The organism is Burkholderia sp. BCC0506, from assembly GCF_902833145.1.
Lineage (GTDB): Bacteria > Pseudomonadota > Gammaproteobacteria > Burkholderiales > Burkholderiaceae > Burkholderia.
Genome location: NZ_CADFEN010000013.1, coordinates 62296 through 78543, shown reverse-complemented (window position 1 = coordinate 78543; position 16248 = coordinate 62296). Strand labels below are relative to the sequence as shown.

The window sequence follows — 16248 nt, the reverse complement described above, 5'->3', positions numbered from 1 at the left end:
GGCGCGGCTTACAGCGGCCCCATCACCTTGCCCTGAAAACCGTAGACGGCGCGTTCGCCCGCGAGGGCGACGAGCTCGACGGTGCGCGTCTGGCCCGGCTCGAAACGCACGGCCGTGCCGGCCGCGATGTTGAGCCGGAAGCCGCGCGCGGCCGCGCGGTCGAACGACAGCGCGTCGTTGACTTCGAAGAAGTGGTAGTGCGAGCCGACCTGCACCGGGCGGTCGCCGGTGTTCGCGACGACGAGCGACAGCGTCGCGCGGCCCGCGTTCAGTTCGTGTTCGCCGTCGTCGGTGAGGATTTCGCCGGGGATCATGCGGGGCCTCACGGAATCGGGTGATGGACGGTCACGAGCTTCGTGCCGTCGGGGAAGGTCGCTTCGACCTGGATGTCGGGAATCATTTCCGGCACGCCGTCCATCACGTCGTCGCGCGTGAGCAGCGTCGTGCCGTAGTGCATGACCTCGGCCACCGTCTTGCCGTCGCGCGCGGCTTCCATCAGCGCCGCGGTGATGAAGGCGACCGCCTCCGGATAGTTGAGCTTCAGGCCGCGCGCGCGGCGGCGTTCGGCAAGCAGCGCCGCCGTGAAGATCAGCAGCTTGTCCTTTTCGCGGGGAGTCAGTTTCATGAAGGCAGGCGTTCAGGAAAACGTAATTTTTATCGGTGCGCACGCAATCGGGCAGGTGCACGGATCATCGTAGCACCGCGCTGTTCTGCGTGCGTCGTGTATCGCTTATGTAAGCAGCAAGGCGCGTGCCATGGGCAATCCACGTGCCGTCATGCGCGTTCGTGGTGCGTGATGCATGACAAGCGTGCGGCGCGCAGCGCGGCGCTGCGCCGAAACGGTGCGTGGCGCGAACGCGCTCAGGTTTGCCAGAGACGTAGTGGCCGTGCGTCGACGCTGTGCACGATCGGCCGCAACTGCAGCCAGCAGTCGGTGAAGTGGCGCTGCAGCGCTTCCATCGACGTCGCCAGCGCCCGCACGAGCACGACGCCGGGCGTCACGCAGGTGGCGCCTGCACGCAGCGTGTCGTGGAACGGCATGCGCACGGCCAGCGCTTCGGCAAGTGCCGCATCGCACGCGGCCCCGGCGGCCCACAGCGTGCCGTACGCGGGAAAGCCGGCAAGGCCTTGCAGTGCGCCGCGCAGCGGGTCGCGGGCATCGAGCAGCGCGCGTTCGGTCCACAGCGGCCGGCCGTCGGCATCGACGAGTGTCGAGGTCGACGCGATGCGTCCCGCCGACCAGGTTTCGTCGGCCGCCTGCCGGCCGAGCTGCGTCGCATCCCAGCCGATCGCGCTCGCGCCTGCGCCGAGCGTCACCGTGAAATCGAGCTTCGCGTGCGCCGCGTCGAAGAACAGGTTGTTCTGCGGCAGCCAGTCGAGCTTTGCGTGCGCGCCGACCGCGATGGCGATGCGCTGTGTCGCATCGAGGCCGTTCGACTTGTACCACTTGGTCGCGCCGGGCGTCGTCAGCACCGCGTGCGTGCCGTCGCCGAGCGCGATGTCGATGTCGAGCCGGTCGCCGCCCGCGACACCGCCGGGCGGATGCACGATCACCGCATGGCAGATCGCGTCGCCTTCCGGATACAGCGGCCGCTGCACGCGCAGCGGGCCGTCGTGCAGCCGGTGCGCGAGCGTCGTGCGTGCACCGTGCCGCTCGAAGCCGAGTTCGAGGCGGCCGCGCCACGACTTGGCGATGGCGGGGCGGGACAGCGAGGCGTGCGAATCGGGGGCGGACATCGGCGGCGAACGGGAAACGAGGAAGCGGGTGCGAAGAACGTGGATGCTACCGGAACAATAATGCAGATGCCGCACGCGTTGAAAGCACCGCGTGCGGCCGTTTCGCGCGGCGGCCGCCGTGCCTACCGCCGTGCCTACCGCCGTGCCTCCCGTCACACCGCGATCAGCTCCCGTACGCCGTTCGTCTCCATGTCACGCGCGTCGCCGCCCGCGACGATCTCGCCACGGCTCATCACCCAGTAGCGATCGGCGATCGATTGCGCGAAATCGTAATACTGTTCGACGAGCAGCACGGTCATCCTCGATTCGTCGACGAGCTGACGCAGCGTGCGGCCGATGTCCTGGATGATCGACGGCTGGATGCCTTCGGTCGGCTCGTCGAGGATCAGCAACTGCGGCTCGCTCATCAGCGCGCGGCCGATCGCGAGCTGCTGCTGCTGACCGCCCGACAGGTCGCCGCCGCGCCGCGCGCGCATGTCCTTCAGCACCGGGAACAGGTCGTAGATGCGGTCGGGCACTTTCGACGGCGCCTTGCGGCTCGCCGCGCCGACGAGCAGGTTTTCCTCGACGGTGAGCCGCGGGAAGATGTCGCGGCCCTGCGGCACGTACGCGAGCCCGGCCGCGACGCGTGCATACGGCGGCAGGGCGCCGAGCGCGGTGCCGCGCCACGACACGCTGCCGCTTTTCGCGGCGACGACGCCCATCAGGCAGCGCAGCAGCGTGCTCTTGCCGACGCCGTTGCGGCCGAGCAGCACGGTGAGCTTGCCGTCGTCGGCGACGAGGTTCACGTTGCGCAGGATATGGCTGCCGCCGTAGTACTGGTTCAGCGCTTCGATTTTCAGCATCGCATCATCGTCCGAGGTAAGACTCGATCACCGCGTCGTCGCGCTTGACCTGGTCGAGCGTGCCGTGCGCGAGCACCGCGCCTTCGGCCATCACCGTCACGCGGCCCGTGCCGCCCGCGAGCGCCGCGACGAATTCCATGTCGTGCTCGACGACCATCATCGAGCAGGTGCCGCGCAGCGTGTTCAGCAGCTCGGCGAGCTCCATCGTCTCGTGGTCGGTCATCCCGGCCGCCGGCTCGTCGAGCAGCAGCAGCGCGGGGCGCTGCATCAGCAGCATGCCGATTTCGAGCCGCTGCTTCTGCCCGTGCGACAGCTCGCCCGCCGCGCGATACGCATGGCTTTCGAGGCCGATCAGCGCGAGCGTTTCCTCGATCTTCGCCTGCGCGGTGCGGTCGAGCCGCGCGCGCAGCGACGCGAGCCAGCCCTTGTCGGTCTGCATCGCGAGTTCGAGGTTTTCCCACACCGGATGCTGTTCGAACACGGTCGGCTTCTGGAACTTGCGGCCGATGCCCGCACGCGCGATCTCGGGTTCGTTCATCCGCGCGAGGTCGATCGTCTGGCCGAGAAACACCTTGCCCGCATCGGGCCGCGTCTTGCCGGTGATCACGTCCATCATCGTCGTCTTGCCCGCGCCGTTCGGGCCGATCACGCAGCGCAGCTCGCCCGCGTCGATCGACAGCGACAGCTTCTTCAGCGCGCGAAAGCCGTCGAAGCTCACCTCGATATCCTCGAGATAGAGGATCGTGCCGTGCGACGTATCGATGCCGGGCGGCACGACGCGCCCCATCGACGCGGTGCCGCTGACGGCGAGCAGCTCGTCCTCGGGCGGCGGCGTGAACTGGTAGAGGGCCGTGCCGTTCATGCGCGTTTCCCCTTCGCGAAGACGGTTTCGACGAGGCCCATGATTCCGCGCGGCAGCAGGAGCGGCACGAGCACGAAGATCAGGCCGAGGAAGAACAGCCAGTACTCGGCGAAGTACGCGGTGAAGAAACTCTTCGCGCCGTTCACCGCGAACGCGCCGACGATCGGCCCGATCAGCGTGCCGCGCCCGCCCACCGCGACCCAGATCGCCATTTCGATCGAATTGCCGGGCGACATCTCGCCGGGGTTGATGATGCCGACCTGCGGCACGTACAGCGCGCCGGCGATGCCGCACAGCACGGCCGACACGGTCCACACGAACAGCTTGTACGCGAGCGGGCTGTAGCCGAGGAACATCAGCCGCGTCTCGCCGTCGCGTACTGCCGTCACCACGCGCCCGAGCTTGCTCGTGACGATCGCGCGCGCCGCAATGAACGCGAGCACGAGCGTCGCGAACGTCAGCAGCAACAGCACCGTGCGCGTGCCCAGCGACGTGATCGCGAAGCCGGTGATGCGCTTGAAATCGGTGAAGCCGTTGTTGCCGCCGAAGCCCGTCTCGTTGCGATAGAACAGCAGCATCGCGGCGAACGTCATGGCCTGCGTGATGATCGACAGGTACACGCCCTTCACGCGCGAGCGGAACGTGAAGAAGCCGAACACCCACGCGAGCACGGCCGGCACGAGTACGACGAGCGCGAGCGCCCATGCGAGATGCTGCGTGCCGCTCCAGTACCACGGCAACTGGTGCCAGTCGAGAAACACCATGAAGTCCGGCAGGTCGCTGCCGTACTTGCCGTCGCGGCCGATCTCGCGCATCAGGTACATGCCGATCGCGTAGCCGCCGAGCGCGAAGAACAGGCCGTGGCCGAGGCTCAGGATCCCGCAGTAGCCCCACACGAGATCGAGCGCGAGCGCGGCGATCGCGTAGCACATCAGCTTGCCGGCGAGCGTCATCGCGTACGCGGACAGATGGAACGCGCTCGCTTCCGGCACGGCGAGCGCGGCGAGCGGCACGCCGATGCCGATCGCCACGCACAGCGCGACGAGCGCGAGCCATGCGCGGCGCGACAGCAGCGCGGGGCGGGGCGGCAGGCCGAGCGCGAAGCCGTCGGCCGCGCGCGTGCCGGCCGCGGGCGTCGACGTGTCGGCGACCGGGTTCGGCATCGAATCGGTGTATGAAGTCACGTCAAGCCTCCGCGCTGCGGCCCTTCGGGGCGAACATCCCCTGCGGGCGTTTCTGGATGAACAGCACGATCATCACGAGCACCGCGATCTTCGCGAGCACGGCGCCCCAGAACGGCTCGATCGCCTTGCTGACGAGGCCGAGCCCGAAGCCTCCGAGCACGGTGCCGGCGATCTGCCCGACGCCGCCGAGCACGACGGCCATGAACGAATCGATGATGTAGTTCTGTCCGAGATCGGGGCCCACGTTGCCGATCTGCGACAGCGCGCAGCCGCCGAGGCCGGCGATGCCCGCGCCGAATGCGAACGCATACGCATCGACGCGCGCGGTCTTCACGCCGACGCACGCGGCCATCCGGCGGTTCTGCGTGACCGCGCGCACGAACAGGCCGAGCCGCGTCTTCGTCAGCACGGCCCATGCGACGAACACCACCGCGAGCGCGAACGCGAGGATCGCGAGCCGGTTGTACGGCAGGATCAGGTTCTGCATCACCGTCACGCCGCCGCTCATCCACGACGGGTTCACGACCTGCACGTTCTGCGCGCCGAACAGCATGCGCGTGGCCTGAATCAGGATCAGGCTCACGCCGAAGGTCGCGAGCAGCGTTTCGAGCGGCCGGCCGTACAGGTGCCGCAGCACGAGCCGTTCGAGCACGATGCCGACGAGCGCGGCCACCGCGAACGACACCGGCACGGCGACGAGCGGATACCAGTCGAATGCGCCGGGCGCGTAGCGCTGGATCAGCGTCTGCACGACATAGGTTGCGTACGCACCGATCATCAGGAATTCGCCGTGCGCCATGTTGATCACGCCGATCAGCCCGTACGTGATCGCGAGGCCGAGCGCGGCGAGCAGCAGCACGCTGCCGAGCGACAGGCCGGCGAACAGCGTGCCGGCGATCTCGCCGCGGCGCTGCAGCCCGTGCAGCGTATCGAGCCCTTGCTGTGCGGCGTCGCGCACCCGCGCGTCGGGTTCCGCGTAGCTGCCGTCGGCGTTCTTCGCGACGAGCGGGCGCAGTTGTTCGATCATGTCGAGATCGCTGCGCGCGGCCACCACCTGGACGGCTTCGAGGCGCCTGGCCGGATCGGCGTCGTGCAGCGCGGCGATCGCCCACAGTGCGTCGAGGCGGCGCTTCAGCACGGGATCGGTTTCCTTCGCGCGGGCGCGGTCGATCATCGGCTTGAGCGCCGGGTCGGGCGACTTCAGCAGCGCGTCGATCGCGTCGCGGCGCGCGGTCACGTCGGGCGACGCGAGCGCGAGGCCCGACAGCGCGCCGGCGATCTTCGTGCGCAGCAGGTTGTTCAGCATCACCGGCTGCGCGTCGCCGGCCGGCGTCGCGGCTTGCGTGAGCGCATCGTGCGCGGTGTCGCCGGACTGGATCAGCAGGCGGCCGTCGCCGGTCGCCAGCGCATCGCCGCTCGACAGCGCGTTGAGTACCGCAACCGCGCGCGGATCGGTGTCGGTGGCGAGCCGTTCGATCGCGGCCGTCTTCGCGTCGAAGTCGTCGCCGGCGAGCGCGGCGGTATCGGCCGCCGTCAGCGCGAACGCGGCGTGCGGCAGCAGGCCCGCGAGCGCGGCGCATGCCACGATCGCGCGGGCGGCTCGACGAAAGCGTGTAGGCATCGGGAAATCCTGTCGGGCGTGGGGAAGCGGAGTGGGGCGGCGCTGCGCCGCTGCCGGCGGTCCGTCACGGCGAGCATGGCCGGCGCATCGGCAGCGGGCGGGCGAGCGGCGCGTCGCACACGCAGCGCGACGCGCCGCACGACGTCAGGCCAGCACGGAGCGCTGCCGGCGCAGGAACGCCGGAATCGAGCTGACCACGTCCGGCTTGCCCTGGTTGCCCGCGATGAACGGGCTCCACGGCTGCGCACGCACGGCCGTCTTCGTTTTCCACACGACGTTGAACTGCCCGTCGCCGCGGATCTCGCCGATCATCACCGGCTTGTGCAGATGGTGGTTGCCGTCCATCGCGAGCGTGAAGCCCGACGGCGCGGCCACCGTCTGGCCGATCATCGCGACGCGCACCTTGTCGACGTCGGTGCTCTTCGCCTTCTCGACGGCCTGCTTCCACATGTGGATGCCGACGTAGGTCGCTTCCATCGGATCGTTGGTCACGCGCTTCGCGCCTCCCGGCAGGTTGTTCGCCTTCACCCACGCGGCGAACTGGTCCTTGAACTTCGTGTTGGTCGGGTTCTTCACCGACATGAAGTAGTTCCACGCGGCGAGGTGGCCGACGAGCGGCTTCGTGTCGATCCCGCGCAGCTCTTCCTCGCCGACCGAGAACGCGACGACCGGCACGTCGGTCGCCTTGATCCCCTGGTTGCCCAGCTCCTTGTAGAACGGCACGTTCGAGTCGCCGTTGATCGTCGAGACCACGGTCGTCTTGCCGCCCTGCGAGAAGGTCTTGATGTTCGCGACGATGGTCTGGTAATCGCTGTGGCCGAACGGCGTGTAGACCTCCTGAATGTCGGCGTCCTTCACGCCCTTCGATTTCAGGAACGCGCGCAGGATCTTGTTGGTCGTGCGCGGATACACGTAGTCGGTGCCGAGCAGGAAGAAGCGCTTCGCGCCGCCGCCTTCCGCGCTCATCAGGTACTCGACGGCCGGGATCGCCTGCTGGTTCGGCGCGGCGCCCGTGTAGAACACGTTGCGCGACATTTCCTCGCCTTCGTACTGCACCGGGTAGTAGAGCAGCCCGTTCAGCTCCTCGAACACCGGCAGCACGGACTTGCGCGACACCGACGTCCAGCAGCCGAACACGCACGCGACCTTGTCCTGCGTGAGCAACTGGCGCGCTTTCTCGGCGAACAGCGGCCAGTTCGACGCCGGGTCGACGACCACGGGCTCGATCTTGCGGCCCAGCACGCCGCCGCTCTTGTTGATGTCGGCGATCGTCATCAGCGCGGTGTCCTTCAGCGACGTCTCCGAGATCGCCATCGTGCCCGACAGCGAATGCAGGATGCCGACCTTGATCGGGCCGGTGCCCGCATCGGCCGCGTGCGCGAACGGGCTCTTGCCCGCCAGCGCGAGCGCGCCGGCCATCGAACCGAACTTCAACAGACTGCGACGTTTCATCGGTATCCCCTTGTCGTGTTGGATGTGCGTGCGCCGAGGCGGCGCCGGCCATCGTGTAACGCAAGGCATGTGCCAGTCGCGCGCATGCACGCCCGGCGTGCCTGTGCGGCGCATCGGCGGGCATCGGCGCGGTGCGCATGACGCGTCGTGCGGCACGCGCGGTCCGTTGCGGTGCAGACCCACGGGCGCAAATGGTGCACGGCGGTGCGGCGGCGTCGCAACGCAGGGAAAGCGGGGAGGAAAAGAGAAACGGGCGCGCGGTGCGCGCCCGTTCGGCGGATCGGTGTGGCCGGCGGCAAGGTGCCGGGCGGCGCGGCGGCGCGCGATGCGCCGCCGGATGGATCGATCAGTAGCGCGGCACCGACGGATCGACGTCGCGCGACCACGCGTCGATCCCGCCTTGCAGGTTGTACAGCTTCGTGAAGCCGCGCGATTCGAGGAACATCGCGACCTGCGCGCTGCGCATCCCGTGATGGCACACGCAGACGATTTCCGCTTCGTCGTCGAGCTCTTCGCTGCGCGCGGGAATCTGCTGCATCGGAATCGATACGCTGCCGGCGATCTGCGCGGTCGCGATTTCCCACGGCTCGCGCACGTCGAGCACGACCGGCGCGGGGCGCGCCGTGTCGCCGAGCCATTCCGCGAGCATCGCGGGCGTCAGGATCTGCATGGAGGCTCCGCCGCTCAGAACTTGAAGCGCGACGGTTCGATCGCGTTGACCAGGTGGTCGATGTAGGTTTCGAACACGTCGGCGACGCGGTACTGCTTGTCGTCGATGCGCGTGATGATCTGCGCCTTCATCACCGGACGGCCGCCGACGAACGCCGACAGGCGGCCGCCGATCTTCAGCTGTTCGAGCATTTCCTGCGGCACGACCGGCAGGCCGCCCGCGACGCAGATCACGTCGTACGGCGCCTTCGCCGCCCAGCCGCGCGAACCGTCGCCGAGCACGACTTCGGCGTTGGTCACGCCGTCGTTGCGCAGGTTGTCTTCCGCGAACTTCGCGATCGCCGGATCGATCTCGACGGCCGTCACGTGCTGCGCGCGATGCGCGAACAGCGCGGCGAGGTAACCCGAGCCCGCGCCGATCACCAGCACGTTCTCGTGCTTCTTGACGCCCAGCTCCTGCAGCACGCGCGCTTCGACGCGCGGGAACAGCATCTTGCTGGCGCCGCCGGGCAGCGGCAGTTCGAGATCGGCGAACGCGAGATCGCGGTATTGGGCCGGAACGTAGTTTTCACGCTTGACGATCGACAGCAGGCCCAGGACATCCAGATCCAGCACGTCCCACGGACGGATCTGCTGTTCGATCATGTTGAAACGCGCGTTTTCGATATTCATGGTGTGGTCACGCAGCCGGGTCGGCCATCAGCGGGGATAGAGAAACTTCGTGATTGTACCAAACGGCACGGCCGGGAAGCCTTCAGGCGGCCTGCAACAGACCTTTACCCCTTGCTCTTCTTGATCTGCGCCTCGAACGCGAGGTCGAGCTTGCTCGCCTTGCGCGGCTTTTTGGGGCTAAATTCGTCGACGAACTTGACGAATTCGTCGAGCGGCAACGGCTCGCAGCGCTTCTCGGCGGTGCCGCCCGAGCGGTCGACGAGATAGAACAGGCCGCCCGCCATCGCGACGGCCGCGAATTGCGGGTTGCCGGAGCGGGCCTTCAGGCGTTCGACCGCATGGGTCGCTTTGGTGGTGCGCATCTTGGGGGCTGGCGAAGCGGATGTAAGTCTCACACTCTATCAAACCGGCCGCCTGCACGCGGCCGGCGCCCGTCGGTGGCCGCGCGAAGCGGCCCTAGACCGTGCGGGAGTAGCGCTGCCGCGGCGTCTGGCCGAGGTACGCGTCGAACGCCATCGCGATGTTGCGCACGACCATCCGGCCGGCCGGATGGATCGTCAGCCGGTCGCGCGCGATCGTCAGCAGCCCGTCGCGCTCGAATGGGCGCAGCGCGTCGAGCTCGCGTGCGAAACGATCGGCGAAGCGGATGCCGTGCGCGGCTTCGACATGCGAGAACGGCAGCTCGAGGTTGCACATCAGTTGCGTGATCACGTCGCGGCGCAGCCGGTCGTCCGGCGTGAGCCGTACGCCGCGCACGATCGGCAGCCGGCCCGCGTCGAGCGCCGCGCCGTATGCCGGCAGGTCCTTCGCGTTCTGCGCGTAGACGTCGCCGACCTTGCCGATCGACGATACGCCCAAGCCGATCAGGTCGGTATCCGCGCGCGTGCTGTAGCCCTGGAAATTGCGCTGCAGCGTGCCGTTGCGCTGCGCGCGCACGAGCTCGTCGGACGGCCGCGCGAAATGGTCCATCCCGATGTACACGTAGCCGGCCGACGTCAGCATGTCGATCGCGAGGCCGAGCAGCGCGATGCGCGTTTCCGGCGGCGGCAGTGTCGCATCGTCGATCTGCCGCTGCATCTTGAACAGGTGCGGCATGTGCGCGTAGCCGAACACCGACAGGCGATCGGGCGCGAGCTCGATGATCGTTTCGAGCGTGCGCGCGAACACCGCGACCGTCTGGTGCGGCAGCCCGTAGATCAGGTCGACGCTCACCGAATGGAAGCCCGTCGCCCGCGCCGCGGCGAGCAGGTCGGCCGTCATCGCGCGCGGCTGGATGCGGTTGATCGCCTGCTGCACGACCGGATCGAAATCCTGCACGCCGAGGCTCAGCCGGTTGAAGCCGAGCGTGCGCAGGTGGACGAGCGTGGCCGGCGTGACCGTGCGCGGGTCGATTTCGATCGAGAACTCGGCGTCGGCGTCCGGCGCGAGCGCGAAATGCTCGCGCGTGGCCGCCATCAGCTCCGCCGTTTCGTCGTCGGACAGGAAGGTCGGCGTGCCGCCGCCCCAGTGCAGTTGCGTGACGCGGCGGGACGGATCGAACAGCGCGGCCTGCAGCGCCATCTCGCGCTCGAGCTGGTCGAGATACGGGCGCGCGCGGCGGCGGTTGTTGGTCGCGATCTTGTTGCAGCCGCAGTAGAAGCACGCGGTATTGCAGAACGGGATGTGGACGTACAGCGACAGGTCGCTCGACGATGCGCCCGGGTCGCTCGCCGCTCGACCATAATCGGCCGGGTCGAAATCGTCGCGAAACTGCAGCGCGGTGGGGTACGACGTATAGCGCGGCCCGTTCGCGCCGTATTTCGCGAGCAAATCGGGACGGAACATCGTGTCGGCAGAACCAGAACGCATGGCGGTCTCGCGCTTTTTTAGATGCTTTCGAGTATATGAACGCGCGATTGGCCTGCATTGTGTAATAACGTCGCAGCCGGCGATGGCACAATGCGGGGTGGGGCTGCCGGACGCCGCGTCCGGTCGCCGCACCCGTTTTTCCGTTGTTCGTCGAGAGAGCCGAGTGTCCGTCGAAATACCTGTCCGCCCGGCGCCCGCCGAAGTCCCGCCGCCGCACGCGTGCCGCGAGGGCTGCGGCGCGTGCTGCATCGCGCCGTCGATTTCCAGCCCGATTCCGGGCATGCCCGACGGCAAGCCGGCCGGCGTGCGCTGCGCGCAGCTCGGCGACGACCTGCGCTGCATGATCTTCGGCCGGCCCGAGCGCCCCGCGTGCTGCTCCGGGCTGCAGCCGTCCGCCGACATGTGCGGTGCGTCGCGCGACGACGCGCTCGCGTGGCTCACGCGCCTCGAGGTCGCGACGCGGCCGGCGCATTCAGGAGAGAGTTCAGCATGACCGTCCCTCGCGCGCCCGGCCGGCGCCGTTTTCTCGCTGGCGCTATCGGCGCCGTCGGCGTGTGCGTATCGCTTGCCGCGTGCGCGTCGACGTTCCCGTTCATCCCCGATCACTACACGTTCTCGCGCGGCGACGTGCAGAAGGCCGTCGCACGCAAGTTTCCTTACCAGAAGACGGTCGCGCAGGTCGTCGACGTGTCGCTCGCGAACCCCGCCGTCAACCTGCTGCCCGACCAGAACCGCGTCGCCGTGCAGCTCGATGCCCATTTCGCGAGCCCGTTCCTGCGTGCGCCCGTCAGCGGCAAGTTCACCGTGTCGGGGCAACTCGCGTACGACGCGCCGAGCCGCTCGGTGGTGCTGAAGGCGCCGGCTGTCGACAGCCTCGTGCTCGACGGCGACGCGCAGATGTACGCGCAGCAGGTGGGCGCCGCCGCCGGCCTGCTCGCGACGCAGTTGCTGACCAACTACCCGATCTACACGTTCAAGCCGGAACAGCTGCAATTTGCCGGGGTGAACTACGAACCCGGTACAATTACGATCCTTACAAACGGCATACGCGTGGCGATCGTCGAAAAGTGACGACGGGGCGCGCACGGCCGGGTGGGCCGCGCGCGCAAGAGTGGCCTTTTCTTTCGACCATTTCGGAGTTGGGCCACGGATGGACTGGATCCTGATCTGCAAGGCATTGATCCTCGGCGTCGTCGAGGGGCTGACGGAATTCCTGCCGGTGTCGAGCACCGGTCACCTGATCGTCGCGGGCAGCTTCCTGAATTTCAACGACTCGCACGCGAAGACGTTCGACGTCGTGATCCAGTTCGGCGCGATCCTCGCGGTCTGCTGGGAATACCGGCAGCGGATCGTGTCCGTCGTGTCCGGGCTGCCGAGCCGGCCCGATGCGCAGCGCTTCACGCTGAACGTCGTGATCGCGACGATTCCCGCGATCGCGCTCGGCCTCCTGTTCGAGAAGAAGATCAAGGCCGTGCTGTTTTCGCCGGTGCCCGTCGCGTTCGCGCTCGTGGTCGGCGGCGCGATCATCCTGTGGGCCGAGGCGCGGCAGCGCGAACGCAGCGAGCCGCCGCGCGTGGTGTCGGTCGATGCGCTGACGCCGCTCGACGCGCTCAAGGTCGGCATCGCGCAGTGCTTCGCGCTGGTGCCCGGCATGTCGCGCTCGGGCTCGACGATCATCGGCGGGATGCTGTTCGGTCTCGACCGCCGCGTGGCCACCGAATTCTCGTTCTTTCTCGCGATTCCGATCATCTTCGGCGCGACGCTCTACGAAACCGTCAAGGACTGGCAGGCGTTCACCGTCGATTCGCTCGGGCTGTTCGCGCTCGGGCTCGTCGCGTCGTTCGTCAGCGCGTTCGTGTGCGTGCGCTGGCTGCTGCGCTATGTCGCGACGCACGATTTCACGGTGTTCGCGTGGTACCGGATCGCGTTCGGGTTGTTCGTGCTGCTGGTCGGTTACAGCGGCTGGTTGAATTGGGCGTGAAGCCGACACGCAGGCGATCGCGCCGCACATGAAAGAAAGCCCGACCGGCAGATGCCGATCGGGCTTTTCTTTGTCCGGAAGAGGGCGGCGCGTGCCGCCGCGGCGAAGTCGCTCAGCCTGCGCGCTTGCGGAACACCAGGTCCCACACGCCGTGGCCGAGCCGCAGCCCGCGCCGTTCGAACTTCGTCACCGGGCGGTAGTCGGGGCGCGGCGCGTAGTCGGCGGCCGTGTTCTCGAGCGTCGGTTCCGCGCCGAGCACTTCCAGCATCTGTTCCGCGTAGTTCTGCCAGTCGGTCGCGCAGTGAATGTACGCGCCGGGCTTCAGGCGCGACGCGAGATGCGCGACGAGCGGCGGCTGGATCAGCCGGCGCTTGTGGTGACGCGCCTTGTGCCACGGATCGGGGAAGAAGATGTGCACGCCATCGAGGCTTTCCGGCGCGATCATGTGCTCGAGCACCTCGACCGCGTCGTGCTGGACGATGCGGATGTTCGTCAGATCCTGCTCGCCGATCAGCTTCAGCAGCGCGCCGACGCCCGGCTCGTGCACCTCGACGCCGAGGAAATCGTCGCCCGGGCGGTGCGCGGCGATTTCCGCCGTCGATGCGCCCATCCCGAAACCGATCTCGAGAATGCGCGGCGCGCTGCGGCCGAAGATCGCGTCCCAGTCGGGCAACTCCGGCGCATACGGGACCACGAAGCGCGGGCCGAACTCGTCGATCGCGCGGCGCTGGCCGGTCGATACGCGGCCGGCGCGCGTCACGAAGCTGCGGATGCGGCGGCGGTGCAGCGGGTTGACTTCGTCGGCGCCTTCGGCGGCTTGGTCGGCCTCGTCGGGAATGGCGTCGTCGTGCGGCGGCTGGCCGGCTTCGTTCGGGTCGTCGTGCATCATCGGTACTGAAAAAGGCTCGGTTCGGGCGAGGGCCCCGAGGGCCCCGAGGGCCCGTTACGCAGCAGCGCTGCCGGGCGATTCGGCGCATGGTACAAAAAAGCCGCCTTCGACGAGGCGGCTCATGCGCAGGCTGCCGTGCAGCCGGAAAGTGGAGCGGGCGATGGGAATCGAACCCACGTCATCAGCTTGGGAAGCTGAGGTAATGGCCATTATACGACGCCCGCAGAACGGGTGATTGTACAGGGTTTGGTGGCGATGTTACAAGTAGTGCGTTGAGGCCGCCGCAAACGGACTTCGAGTTCGTGGCGCGCGCCTTCCCGATGCGCCGGTGACGCAGGCAGGGCGACTGTAACGAGAGAAGACGCCGAGGCTCGACGACAACACGATGGCGGCACGCTTGCACGCCAGCCAATGTCGAAAATAGACGAGTCGGTGTCGGACGCATACAAGCCCGGGCAAGGCTTTCGAACTAACGTGACAGGCCTCTTAAACGATCGTCAGTCTGGAGCCGACATGTCCGATTTCATCACCGTTCTGCGCAAAACCTGCCCGACGCCTGTCCTCGACGCGACCAAGTGGAAGCGCATCGGCGGCGATCCGCACACCGTGAACCTCAACGCGTACGTCTCGAAGGACGGCAGCAAGATCATGGGCACCTGGATCTGCACGCCGGGCAAGTTCGAGGTGAACTACGAAAAATGGGAGTACTGCCACTTCCTCGATGGCTACTGCATCATCACGCCGGAAGGCGAGGAGCCGCAGCACCTGAAAGCCGGCGACGTGTTCGTGATCGAACCCGGCATGAAGGGGACGTGGGAAGTGGTGGAGACGGTGCGCAAGTACTTCGTCTTTGCCTGAGCGGGGTGGTCGATTCGACCGAACCCACGCGCCCCGCATCCTCCCGGTTCGCGGAGCCGGGACGGCCACCGAGGATTCCGGCTCGATCGGACTCGGTTCGGTTCGGAAGCAGCGCGCCGAGCGCGGTCACCGGCTAGGCGCTCGCTTCCGTTAACCCACCGCAACCCGTGACGAATGCGACGCCGGGTTGCCCGGTGACGACGCGGCGACGCTAGTTACCGCTCCTGCACGCCGTCGCACAAACCCCTAAGATGCAGCGATCCGCCCACCGTCCCAGCTACGGCGCATGAAGCTTGCGCCAGCGCCGGGCGTCCTTCCGGAGCCCCGATCATGCGCATCACCGCGATCCACGAACGCGCGATTCCCGTGTCCCGCTATGCCGATCCGGCGATTCCGTCCGGCGGCCTGACGACGAGCGTCGTCGCGGTCGTCACCGACGTCGTGCGCGACGGCCGCCCGGTGACGGGCTACGGCTACGCGTCGATCGGCCGCTTCGCGCAGGGCGGGCTGATCCGCGAACGGTTCGCGCCGCGTCTGCTGGCCGCCGCCGACACGCTCGCCGACGAAGCCGGCACGAACCTCGATCCGTTCCGTGCGTGGCGCGCGATGATGGCCGGCGAAAAGCCGGGCGGGCACGGCGAACGCTGCGTCGCGGTCGGCACGCTCGACATGGCGATCTGGGACGCCGCCGCGAAAATCGCCGATCTGCCGCTCAATCGTTTTCTCGCCGATCGTCTAGGACGCACGGCGACACCGCGCGTGCGCGTGTACGCAGGCGGCGGCTATCGCTATCCGCATGACGATCTCGCGCGGCTGTCGGACGAGATGCGCCGGATCGTCGATCTCGGCTACACGCACGCGAAGATCAAGATCGGCGGCGCGGATCTCGATCAGGACCGGCGCCGCATCGAAGCCGCTGCCGCGCAGTTGGCAGGCCCTTCGCATCTCGCGGTCGATGCGATGAACACGTACGACGCGACGACCGTCTACCAGGCCGTCGACATGCTCGCGCCGTTCGATCTGTGGTGGTTCGAGGACATCTGCGACCCGCTCGATCTGCCGCTCCAGGCAGACGTCGCTGCGCGGTACGCGCCGCCGATCGCGGCGGGCGAGGCGCTGTTCTCGCTCGCGGAAGCGAAGCTGCTCGACCGTTACGGCGGCCTGCGTGCCGACCGCGACGTGCTGGTGTTCGATCCCGTGCACAGCTACGGGCTGCCCGGCTATCTGCAGATCGTCGATCACTTCGTGTCGCGCGGCTGGCGGCGCGACGCGTTCTGGCCGCACGGCGGCCATCTGTTCTCGCTGCACGTCGTCGCGGCGCTCGGGCTCGGCGGCGCGGAAGTCAGCCCGTTCGCGTTCGAACCCTTCAGCGGACTCGCCGATGGTGAAATTGTCGACGCGGGATACGCGCGCGCGCCGCAGGCGTCGGGTATTGGTTTCGAGTTGCATGCCAACGCACGCGACGTATTCCGCGCGGTATCGGCATCGGAACCGTATCACGCTGCTGACTCGCGCCGCTGACCGCGCAAGCACATCGATCGCGACACGCATCGAGAAACCGCACATGATCTGCATGACGAAACGACTTCCCGGCCGTCACGCGAACGTACGAGCGAGCCACGCGCGGTGC

The 16248-nt window shown here is 67.9% G+C and carries 18 protein-coding genes and 1 tRNA gene; 5 read left to right on the top strand and 14 right to left on the bottom strand.

The annotated features are described in order from the left end of the window. Positions 1-8: 8 nt before the first annotated feature. From HWX62_RS26680 to hemN, 12 genes are all read right to left on the bottom strand, one after another. Positions 9-314 (bottom strand): urease subunit beta, encoded by a 306-nt coding sequence (locus HWX62_RS26680; RefSeq protein ID WP_011544772.1) that lies wholly within the window; start codon positions 312-314, stop codon positions 9-11. 8 nt (positions 315-322) lie between these two features. Further along, positions 323-625: an urease subunit gamma gene (ureA, locus tag HWX62_RS26675; RefSeq protein WP_006406310.1), complete on the bottom strand. Its 303-nt coding sequence runs from the start codon at positions 623-625 to the stop codon at positions 323-325. 236 nt (positions 626-861) lie between these two features. Then, entirely contained in the window at positions 862-1737 is an 876-nt protein-coding gene (locus tag HWX62_RS26670) for an urease accessory protein UreD (protein ID WP_175930079.1), read from the bottom strand. A gap of 152 nt (positions 1738-1889) precedes the next feature. After that, on the bottom strand, positions 1890-2582 hold the full coding sequence (gene urtE, locus HWX62_RS26665) for an urea ABC transporter ATP-binding subunit UrtE (protein ID WP_175930080.1): 693 nt from the start codon (positions 2580-2582) through the stop codon (positions 1890-1892). A gap of 4 nt (positions 2583-2586) precedes the next feature. After that, complete coding sequence (gene urtD, locus HWX62_RS26660; RefSeq protein WP_175930081.1) at positions 2587-3444, bottom strand: urea ABC transporter ATP-binding protein UrtD; 858 nt, start codon at positions 3442-3444, stop codon at positions 2587-2589. Next, complete coding sequence (gene urtC, locus HWX62_RS26655) at positions 3441-4628, bottom strand: urea ABC transporter permease subunit UrtC (RefSeq protein WP_175930082.1); 1188 nt, start codon at positions 4626-4628, stop codon at positions 3441-3443. Before urtC ends, urtD begins: the two co-directional genes overlap by 4 nt. 1 nt (position 4629) lies before the next feature. After that, positions 4630-6249: an urea ABC transporter permease subunit UrtB gene (gene urtB, locus HWX62_RS26650; protein ID WP_175930083.1), complete on the bottom strand. Its 1620-nt coding sequence runs from the start codon at positions 6247-6249 to the stop codon at positions 4630-4632. A 144-nt stretch (positions 6250-6393) separates the two neighbouring features. Further along, positions 6394-7701 (bottom strand): urea ABC transporter substrate-binding protein, encoded by a 1308-nt coding sequence (gene urtA, locus HWX62_RS26645; RefSeq protein ID WP_175930084.1) that lies wholly within the window; start codon positions 7699-7701, stop codon positions 6394-6396. A gap of 346 nt (positions 7702-8047) precedes the next feature. Continuing rightward, on the bottom strand, positions 8048-8371 hold the full coding sequence (locus HWX62_RS26640; RefSeq protein WP_006488544.1) for a rhodanese-like domain-containing protein: 324 nt from the start codon (positions 8369-8371) through the stop codon (positions 8048-8050). Between the two features lie 14 nt (positions 8372-8385). Continuing rightward, positions 8386-9042, bottom strand: coding sequence for a protein-L-isoaspartate O-methyltransferase (locus HWX62_RS26635; RefSeq protein ID WP_175930085.1), 657 nt, complete (start codon positions 9040-9042; stop codon positions 8386-8388). A 104-nt stretch (positions 9043-9146) separates the two neighbouring features. After that, positions 9147-9404 carry a hypothetical protein gene (locus tag HWX62_RS26630; RefSeq protein ID WP_175930086.1) on the bottom strand — a complete coding sequence of 86 codons (258 nt, stop codon included), beginning with the start codon at positions 9402-9404 and terminating at the stop codon, positions 9147-9149. A gap of 94 nt (positions 9405-9498) precedes the next feature. After that, positions 9499-10890 (bottom strand): oxygen-independent coproporphyrinogen III oxidase, encoded by a 1392-nt coding sequence (gene hemN / locus HWX62_RS26625; protein ID WP_175930087.1) that lies wholly within the window; start codon positions 10888-10890, stop codon positions 9499-9501. Between the two features lie 175 nt (positions 10891-11065). Here hemN and HWX62_RS26620 point away from each other — a divergent pair, with 175 nt between their 5' ends. The 3 genes from HWX62_RS26620 (at position 11066) to HWX62_RS26610 (ending at position 12871) form a co-directional block, all read left to right on the top strand. Next, positions 11066-11383, top strand: coding sequence for a YkgJ family cysteine cluster protein (locus HWX62_RS26620; protein WP_175930176.1), 318 nt, complete (start codon positions 11066-11068; stop codon positions 11381-11383). After that, on the top strand, positions 11380-11961 hold the full coding sequence (locus HWX62_RS26615; protein WP_175930088.1) for a DUF1439 domain-containing protein: 582 nt from the start codon (positions 11380-11382) through the stop codon (positions 11959-11961). Before HWX62_RS26620 ends, HWX62_RS26615 begins: the two co-directional genes overlap by 4 nt. Positions 11962-12040: 79 nt before the next feature. Continuing rightward, entirely contained in the window at positions 12041-12871 is an 831-nt protein-coding gene (locus tag HWX62_RS26610; RefSeq protein WP_175930089.1) for an undecaprenyl-diphosphate phosphatase, read from the top strand. Positions 12872-12983: 112 nt separating this feature from the next. Here HWX62_RS26610 and trmB read toward each other — a convergent pair whose 3' ends face one another. Continuing rightward, positions 12984-13760, bottom strand: coding sequence for a tRNA (guanosine(46)-N7)-methyltransferase TrmB (trmB, locus tag HWX62_RS26605; RefSeq protein ID WP_175930090.1), 777 nt, complete (start codon positions 13758-13760; stop codon positions 12984-12986). Positions 13761-13909: 149 nt separating this feature from the next. Continuing rightward, a tRNA-Gly gene (locus HWX62_RS26600) sits at positions 13910-13984 on the bottom strand. 289 nt (positions 13985-14273) lie between these two features. On the opposite strand from HWX62_RS26600, the gene HWX62_RS26595 reads away from it, so the two are divergent. Both HWX62_RS26595 and HWX62_RS26590 read left to right on the top strand, forming a co-directional pair. Next, positions 14274-14618, top strand: coding sequence for a cupin domain-containing protein (locus HWX62_RS26595; RefSeq protein WP_006496617.1), 345 nt, complete (start codon positions 14274-14276; stop codon positions 14616-14618). 330 nt (positions 14619-14948) lie between these two features. Further along, positions 14949-16139: an enolase C-terminal domain-like protein gene (locus HWX62_RS26590; protein WP_175930091.1), complete on the top strand. Its 1191-nt coding sequence runs from the start codon at positions 14949-14951 to the stop codon at positions 16137-16139. Positions 16140-16248 lie beyond the last annotated feature (109 nt).

Bases quoted from the DNA above. Each gene is read 5' to 3' on its own strand.
- HWX62_RS26680 (WP_011544772.1), bottom strand. From the start codon at position 314: ATGATCCCCGGCGAAATCCTCACCGACGACGGCGAACACGAACTGAAC.
- ureA (WP_006406310.1), bottom strand. From the start codon at position 625: ATGAAACTGACTCCCCGCGAAAAGGACAAGCTGCTGATCTTCACGGCG.
- HWX62_RS26670 (WP_175930079.1), bottom strand. From the start codon at position 1,737: ATGTCCGCCCCCGATTCGCACGCCTCGCTGTCCCGCCCCGCCATCGCC.
- urtE (WP_175930080.1), bottom strand. From the start codon at position 2,582: ATGCTGAAAATCGAAGCGCTGAACCAGTACTACGGCGGCAGCCATATC.
- urtD (WP_175930081.1), bottom strand. From the start codon at position 3,444: ATGAACGGCACGGCCCTCTACCAGTTCACGCCGCCGCCCGAGGACGAG.
- urtB (WP_175930083.1), bottom strand. From the start codon at position 6,249: ATGCCTACACGCTTTCGTCGAGCCGCCCGCGCGATCGTGGCATGCGCC.
- urtA (WP_175930084.1), bottom strand. From the start codon at position 7,701: ATGAAACGTCGCAGTCTGTTGAAGTTCGGTTCGATGGCCGGCGCGCTC.
- HWX62_RS26640 (WP_006488544.1), bottom strand. From the start codon at position 8,371: ATGCAGATCCTGACGCCCGCGATGCTCGCGGAATGGCTCGGCGACACG.
- HWX62_RS26635 (WP_175930085.1), bottom strand. From the start codon at position 9,042: ATGAATATCGAAAACGCGCGTTTCAACATGATCGAACAGCAGATCCGT.
- HWX62_RS26630 (WP_175930086.1), bottom strand. From the start codon at position 9,404: ATGCGCACCACCAAAGCGACCCATGCGGTCGAACGCCTGAAGGCCCGC.
- hemN (WP_175930087.1), bottom strand. From the start codon at position 10,890: ATGCGTTCTGGTTCTGCCGACACGATGTTCCGTCCCGATTTGCTCGCG.
- HWX62_RS26615 (WP_175930088.1), top strand. From the start codon at position 11,380: ATGACCGTCCCTCGCGCGCCCGGCCGGCGCCGTTTTCTCGCTGGCGCT.
- HWX62_RS26610 (WP_175930089.1), top strand. From the start codon at position 12,041: ATGGACTGGATCCTGATCTGCAAGGCATTGATCCTCGGCGTCGTCGAG.
- trmB (WP_175930090.1), bottom strand. From the start codon at position 13,760: ATGATGCACGACGACCCGAACGAAGCCGGCCAGCCGCCGCACGACGAC.
- HWX62_RS26595 (WP_006496617.1), top strand. From the start codon at position 14,274: ATGTCCGATTTCATCACCGTTCTGCGCAAAACCTGCCCGACGCCTGTC.
- HWX62_RS26590 (WP_175930091.1), top strand. From the start codon at position 14,949: ATGCGCATCACCGCGATCCACGAACGCGCGATTCCCGTGTCCCGCTAT.